Below are 6,955 nucleotides of genomic sequence, written 5' to 3' on the forward strand. Positions count from 1 at the left end.
GAGCCCCGGCCCCGGCCGCCCCCGCCCCCACACGCACCGCAGCGGCAGCGGCAGCGGCAGCGGCAGCGGCAGCGGCAGCGGCAGCGGCAGCGGCAGCGGCAGCGGCAGCGGCAGCGGCAGCGGCAGCGTGGTGCGGCTCTCCCCCTGCGCGAGCCGTACCGCATCCGTACCGCATCCGTCCCACCTCCTGCCGCGGCCCGGTTCCGGGCCGGCACCGGCCCGGTCCCGGGCGGGCTCCGAGGGCGGCTCGGGGGCATCCCCGGGCCCGCCCCGTAGCGACGACTAACGAACGCACGCCGCCGCAACGGCCCGCGTATCGGACACTTCCCGAACGCTCCCCGCCGCTCCGTCCCGCCCAGCGGGCGCAGCGGGACGGAGCGGTCAGGAGCCTCAGTACAGCGCTGCCGGGTTTTTTCGTCAACACTTTTCACAAGGATTGAAGAAACTCCAAGTTCACAGGCCCGATGCGTAGTTGACACATCCTTTGATCTTCAGTTCATGAACGCTCAAACCCTTGACGGCCTCTCCTGCGGGCAGTTCACTCACGCTTCGATCCCCCCGGATCCCCGACGTCAGGAGCACCCCGCATGACCCTCCTCTCCGACCGACCGCCACGCCTCGCCGTCGCGGCGCTCGCCGCGGCGCTGGTCGCCGCCCTCCTCGTGCTGCTTCCCGGCACCGCCGCGCACGCGGCGCCCGTCCTGCTCTCGCAGGGCAAGCCCGCCACCGCCTCCAGTCTGGAAGGCGCCGGCACCCCGGCAGGGGCCGCCGTCGACGGCGACAACGGCACCCGCTGGTCCAGCCAGTTCGCCGATCCCCAGTGGATACAGGTCGACCTCGGCGCGCCCGCCCAGCTGAGCCAGGTCGTGCTGCGCTGGGAGGCCGCGGCCGCCAAGGCGTACCGCGTCGAGCTGTCCACCGACGGCACCAACTGGTCGACCGCCTACTCGACCACCGCCGGCGCGGGCGGCAACGTCACCCACGACGTCACCGGCAGCGCCCGGTACGTGCGGGTGTACGGGACCCAGCGCACCACCGGATACGGCTACTCCCTCTGGGAGTTCCAGGTCTACGGCACGACCGGCACCGGACCGGTCATCCCCGGCGGCGGCGATCTCGGGCCCAACGTGATCGTCTTCGATCCGTCGACGCCGAACATCCAGGCCAGGCTCGACCAGGTCTTCGCCCAGCAGGAGTCGGCGCAGTTCGGTTCGGGCCGCTACCAGTTCCTGTTCAAGCCCGGCACGTACAACGGGCTCAACGCGCAGATCGGCTTCTACACCTCCGTGTCGGGTCTCGGGCTCAATCCCGACGACACCACCATCAACGGCGACGTGACCGTCGACGCCGGCTGGTTCGGGGGCAACGCCACGCAGAACTTCTGGCGTTCGGCCGAGAACCTCGCCCTGAACCCGGTGAGCGGGACCAACCGCTGGGCCGTCTCGCAGGCCGCGCCCTTCCGCCGGATGCACGTCAAGGGCGGCCTGAACCTCGCCCCGAACGGCTACGGCTGGGCCTCCGGCGGCTACATCGCCGACTCCAAGATCGACGGGCAGGTCGGCAACTACTCGCAGCAGCAGTGGTACACCCGTGACAGCTCGATCGGCGGCTGGTCCAACGCGGTGTGGAACCAGGTGTTCTCCGGTACCCAGGGCGCGCCCGCGCAGTCGTACCCGAACCCGCCGTACACCATCCTGGACACCACGCCCGTCTCCCGTGAGAAGCCGTTCCTGTACCTGGACGGCGCCGACTACAAGGTCTTCGTCCCGGCCAAGCGGACCAACGCCCGCGGCACGTCCTGGGGCAACGGCGCGCCCCAGGGTTCCTCGATCCCGCTGAGCCAGTTCTACGTGGTGAAGCCGGGAGCGAGCGCGGCGACGATCAACGCGGCGCTGACGCAGGGGCTGCACCTGCTCTTCACCCCCGGGGTCTACCACGTGAACCAGACCATCCAGGTGAACCGCCCGGACACGGTCGTGCTGGGCCTGGGCCTGGCCACGATCGTCCCGGACAACGGGGTCACCGCGATGAAGGTCGCCGACGTGGACGGCGTGAAGCTCGCCGGTTTCCTGATCGACGCGGGCACCGTCAACTCGCCCACTCTGCTGGAGGTCGGCCCGGCCGGCACCACCACGGACCACGCGGCGAACCCGACGACCGTCCAGGACGTCTTCATCCGGGTCGGCGGCGCCGGCGCGGGCAAGGCCACGCTCGGCATGGTGGTCAACAACCACGACACGATCGTCGACCACACCTGGATCTGGCGGGCCGACCACGGCGACGGGGTGGGCTGGGAGACCAACCGCTCCGACTACGGATTCCGGGTGAACGGCGACGACGTGCTCGCCACCGGGCTGTTCGTCGAGCACTTCAACAAGTACGACGTGGAGTGGAACGGCGAGCGCGGCCGCACGATCTTCTTCCAGAACGAGAAGGCGTACGACGCGCCGAACCAGGCCGCGATCCAGAACGGGTCCGTCAAGGGCTACGCGGCCTACAAGGTGGCAGACTCGGTGAACACCCACGAGGGCTGGGGCCTGGGCAGTTACTGCTACTACAACGTGGATCCGACGATCCGTCAGGAACACGGGTTCCAGGCGCCGGTGAAACCCGGTGTGAAGTTCCACGACCTCCTGGTCGTCTCGCTCGGCGGGAACGGCCAGTACGAACACGTCATCAACGGCATCGGCGCCCCCACCTCGGGCACCTCGACCGTTCCCTCCACCGTCCTCTCGTTCCCCTGATCCACCCCTGACCCCCGGAAAGCGCGGGGCGGCCCGGCGGCCGCCCCGCGTTTTCCGGGCCATCTGAGAGAGCGCTCTCCCACAGACCCTCCCGGAAGCGTCCTCTCTCTGCCACCCCGCCCCACCGAAGGAGCCGCAGAAATGACACTCCGACCGCGGACCCTGTCCGCCTTACTGGTCTCGGCGGCCCTCGCCGTGACCGCGGCCGCCGGCCTCGGCGGCCTCGCCCTGACCGCCCAGGCCTCGCCCGACGGCGGCGGCACGGCCGTCCACGCGGGCATGAACCACGCCGCCGTCGCCCCCCTCGCCACCGGCGACGACCCGGACGGCGACGGCTACATCCCGGCGGTGCCGCGGGTCACGGGGGTCACCCCGTCCTGGGAGAATCCCCCGGACCGGTACTTCCACGAGTTCCAGGCCAACTGCGCCGTCACCAGGACCGCGTCCGACGACCCGATCGTCTACGCGGGCCGTCCGGGCGCCTCCCACAACCACACCTTCATGGGCAACACCACGACGGACGCCTTCAGCACCACCGCCTCGCTCAGCGCGGGCGGGACCGCGTGCACCGCCCCCGGCGACCTCTCCGGGTACTGGATGCCGACGCTCTACAACGGCAACCAGCCCGTCCTGCCGACCGGACCGCAAGTGATCTACTACAAGACCGGCGTGACCGACTACAAGAGCGTGCGCCCCTTCCCCAAGGGCCTGCGCTTCCTCGTCGGCAGCCCGACGCAGAGCGCGGCCGAGTTCCGCGGCCACCGCGGCTGGGTCGAGGGCTGGGAGTGCGGCGAGAGCTTCAAGAACACCGAGATCCCGGCCAGCTGCCCGCCCGGCAGCCAGCTCAACATTCGCATGCAGTCGCCGAGTTGCTGGGACGGCACGTTCCTGGACACCCCCGACCACAAGGCGCACATGGCCTACCCGGTCGTGAAGCCCGGCAACAACGACAACGTGTGCCCGGCCAGCCACCCGGTGGCCGTCCCCATGGTCGAGTTCAAGATGGCCTTCCCGGTCAGCGGCGACATGTCGCGGGTCCGGCTCTCCAGCGGGAGCGGGCACTCCTTCCACTACGACTTCTTCAACGCCTGGGACGACCGGACGCTGAAAGCCCTCGTCGACCACTGCATCCGCGGCGGACTCCAGTGCAACGCCCGCGGCTACGACGAGACCCACCCCGCGGCGGGCGCCGCCCTCGGCCCGGACTACCGGCTCCCGTGACCCCCTCCCCCGTTCCCCCCACTCCTCCAGGAGGTCCCCGCGTGCACTCCCGCATGCGTTCCCTCGTCACGGCCGCGCTCCTCGCGGGCGCCGTGACCGTACTTCCCAGCGCCCCGGCGCAAGCCGCCGGCAGCGTGGTCAAGGTGACCGGCGTCCAGGGCAACTGGCAGCTGACGGTGGACGGTTCGCCGTACCTCGTCAAGGGCGTCACCTGGGGCCCGTCCCCGGCCGACGCCGGCCGGCTGCTGCCCGACGTGAGATCACTGGGCGCCAACACGATCCGTACATGGGGCACCGACGCGAGCAGCCGCCAGCTGTTCGACTCGGCCTCCGCGAACAACCTCAAGGTGGTCGCCGGATTCTGGCTCCAGCCGGGCGGCGGTCCCGGCAGCGGCGGCTGCACCAACTACGTGACGGACAGCGGCTACAAGAACACCATGCTGGCCGAGTTCTCCCGCTGGGTGGAGACCTACCGCGACCACCCTGCCGTGCTGATGTGGAACGTCGGCAACGAGTCGGTCCTCGGCCTGCAGAACTGCTACTCCGGGGCCGAGCTGGAGAACCAGCGCAACGCCTACACCACCTTCGTCAACGACGTCGCGAAGGCGATCCACCGCATCGACGCCAACCACCCGGTGACCTCCACGGACGCGTGGGCCGGCGCGTGGACCTACTACAAGCGCAACTCCCCCGACCTGGACCTGTACTCGGTCAACTCCTACAAGGAGGTGTGCGGGATCCGGCAGGCCTGGGAGCAGGGCGGCCACACCAAGCCGTACCTGATCACCGAGACCGGCCCGGCCGGGGAGTGGGAGGTGCCGAACGACGCGAACGGGGTCCCGCTGGAGCCGGGCGACCAGGCGAAGGCGGACGGCTACAGCAGCGCCTGGAACTGCGTCACCGGCCACCGGGGCGTGGCGCTGGGCGCGACCGTCTTCCACTACGGCACCGAGTACGACTTCGGCGGCCACTGGTTCAACCTGACGCCCGCCGGGGAGCGCCGCAAGATGTACTACGCGGTCAAACGGGCCTACGGCGGGAACACCACCGGGGACAACCTGCCCCCGACCGTGGCCGTGCCCGCGGTGGCGAACGCCGGCGCCGTTCCGGCGGGCCGGGAGATCACCGTCCAGGCGCCCGCGACCGACCCCGAGGGCGACCAGCTCGCGTACGAGGTGCTCTGGGGGAGCAAGTACGTCGACGGCGGGGGCGGGCTGGTCTCGGCCCCCTCCAGCCACCTGGGCGGCGGCACCCTCAAGGTCACGGCTCCCGCGAAGACCGGTGCGTGGAAGCTGTACGTGAAGGTCAAGGACGGGCGCGGGAACGTCGGTGTCGAGCAGCGGTCGGTGAAGGTGGTACCGCCGCCCGTGGCGGGCACCGACGTGGCCCGGAACCGTCCGACCACCGCGTCCACCTTCCAGAACGACGGCTGGGGCGGCTGCCCGTGCACTCCGCAGCTGGCGACCGACGGGCGCGATGACACCCGCTGGGCGACGAGCTGGGCGGACGCGCAGTGGCTCCAGGTGGACCTGGGGTCGGTGCGGCAGCTGAGGCACGCACAGCTGGTGTGGGAGACGGCGTACGCGAGGGCGTACACGGTCAAGGTGTCGGACGACGGCGAGAACTGGCGTACCGCGTACGCCACTTCGTCGGGTGACGGCGGGATCGACGACTTCGGTGTCACCGCGTCGGGCCGGTACGTGCGGCTGGAGCTGACCCAGCGCGGTACCGGGTACGGCTACTCGCTGTTCCACTTCGGGGTCTATGCCTGACCGCTCCGGGGGTCCGTGACCGAACGCCTCGGCGTCCGTTCCCGACCGGTTCGGCGTCCGGGTCCGGCCGGACCCCCTGACGCTCCCCGCGCACTCCGCGCGCCGCCCTCCCACCCCGCCGGGCGGCGCGCGGTCCGGCGTGCCCGGGGCCGGGTGCCGCGGGGTCCGGACCGTGCTCAGACCTCGATGACGATCTTCCCGGCGGTGTGGCCGTCCTGGCTGAGCGCGAAGGCGGCCGCCGTCTCGGCGAGGGGGAAGGTCTCGGCGACGGTGACCGTCAGCTTGCCCTCGTCGGCGAGGCGGGCCAGTTCGGCCAGGTCGGAGCCGACCGGGCGGACCCACATCCACTCGCCGCCGGAGCCGGTCACCGTGGGGTCGGCGATCGAGGCGTGCCGGCCGTCGTCGTGGAGCACCTCGCGGGTGACGTCGAGGACACCGCCGACGAAGTCCGCGACGACGGTGGCGCCTTCGGGGGCGAGCGCGCGCACCCGGTCCGCGAGGCCGTCCCCGTACGCGACGGGTTCCGCGCCGAGGGCGCGCACCCGGTCGTGGTTGCGCGGGGAGGCGGTGCCGATGACCCGGGCGCCGAGCGCGCGGGCGATCTGGACGCCGAGGGATCCCACGCCGCCTGCCGCGCCGTGGATGAGGACGGTGTCGCCCGCGCCGGTGCCGAGCCGGGTCAGCACCTGGTAGGCGGTAAGCCCCGCGAGCGGGAGTCCGGCCGCTTCGGCCCAGCCGAGCGAGGCGGGCTTGTGCGCCAGGGCGCGTACGGGCACGGTCACGAACTCGGCGAAGGTGCCGCCGTGCACGTAGTCCTTGCGGGCGTACGCCATGACCTCGTCGCCCTCGGCGTACTCGGGGGTGTCGATCCCGACGCGTTCGACGGTGCCGGCGACGTCCCAGCCGGGGACGACCGGGTACACGACGTCCATCAGGGCGTCGAGGCCGCCGGACATGATCTTCCAGTCGACGGGGTTGACGCCCGCGTACTTCACCCGGACCAGGACCTCGCCCGGGCCCACCTTCGGCACCGGCAGCCGGGTCTCGGCGAGCACCTCCGTCCCGCCGTACGTCTCGTACGCCATCGCCCTCATGGTGGCCTCGGCCATGTTCCGACCTCTCCGTGTGGTGGTGGGCTGGTTTCGGCCACGCCGTGTTCATTCGGTGTTCTTCGCGGCCGCCCAGCCTCAGGGGCATGAAGAAGGCACTCCTCGCCGC

General features: G+C 71.3%; 4 protein-coding genes and 1 pseudogene. 4 read left to right on the forward strand and 1 reads right to left on the reverse strand.

Going from position 1 to position 6,955, the window contains the following annotated elements; translation table 11 throughout:
* From ABT106_RS30170 to ABT106_RS30185, 4 genes and pseudogenes are all read left to right on the forward strand, one after another.
* Positions 1 to 286, forward strand: a pseudogene (locus tag ABT106_RS30170) (hypothetical protein); the annotation flags it as partial.
* 301 nt (positions 287 to 587) lie between these two features.
* A complete protein-coding gene (locus tag ABT106_RS30175) occupies positions 588 to 2,744 on the forward strand; it encodes a pectate lyase-like domain-containing protein (RefSeq protein ID WP_351283734.1) in 2,157 nt (718 codons plus the stop codon).
* Positions 2,745 to 2,885: 141 nt separating this feature from the next.
* Complete coding sequence (locus ABT106_RS30180; RefSeq protein ID WP_351283736.1) at positions 2,886 to 3,965, forward strand: DUF1996 domain-containing protein; 1,080 nt, start codon at positions 2,886 to 2,888, stop codon at positions 3,963 to 3,965.
* Positions 3,966 to 4,018: 53 nt separating this feature from the next.
* Positions 4,019 to 5,737, forward strand: coding sequence for a discoidin domain-containing protein (locus tag ABT106_RS30185; protein ID WP_351283739.1), 1,719 nt, complete (start codon positions 4,019 to 4,021; stop codon positions 5,735 to 5,737).
* Positions 5,738 to 5,913: 176 nt separating this feature from the next.
* Here ABT106_RS30185 and ABT106_RS30190 read toward each other — a convergent pair whose 3' ends face one another.
* Complete coding sequence (locus tag ABT106_RS30190) at positions 5,914 to 6,831, reverse strand: NADP-dependent oxidoreductase (RefSeq protein WP_351283740.1); 918 nt, start codon at positions 6,829 to 6,831, stop codon at positions 5,914 to 5,916.
* Positions 6,832 to 6,955: the final 124 nt, after the last annotated feature.

Origin of the sequence: Streptomyces sp. NPDC002044, assembly GCF_040296725.1 — a bacterium.
Classification (GTDB): domain Bacteria; phylum Actinomycetota; class Actinomycetes; order Streptomycetales; family Streptomycetaceae; genus Streptomyces; species Streptomyces antarcticus.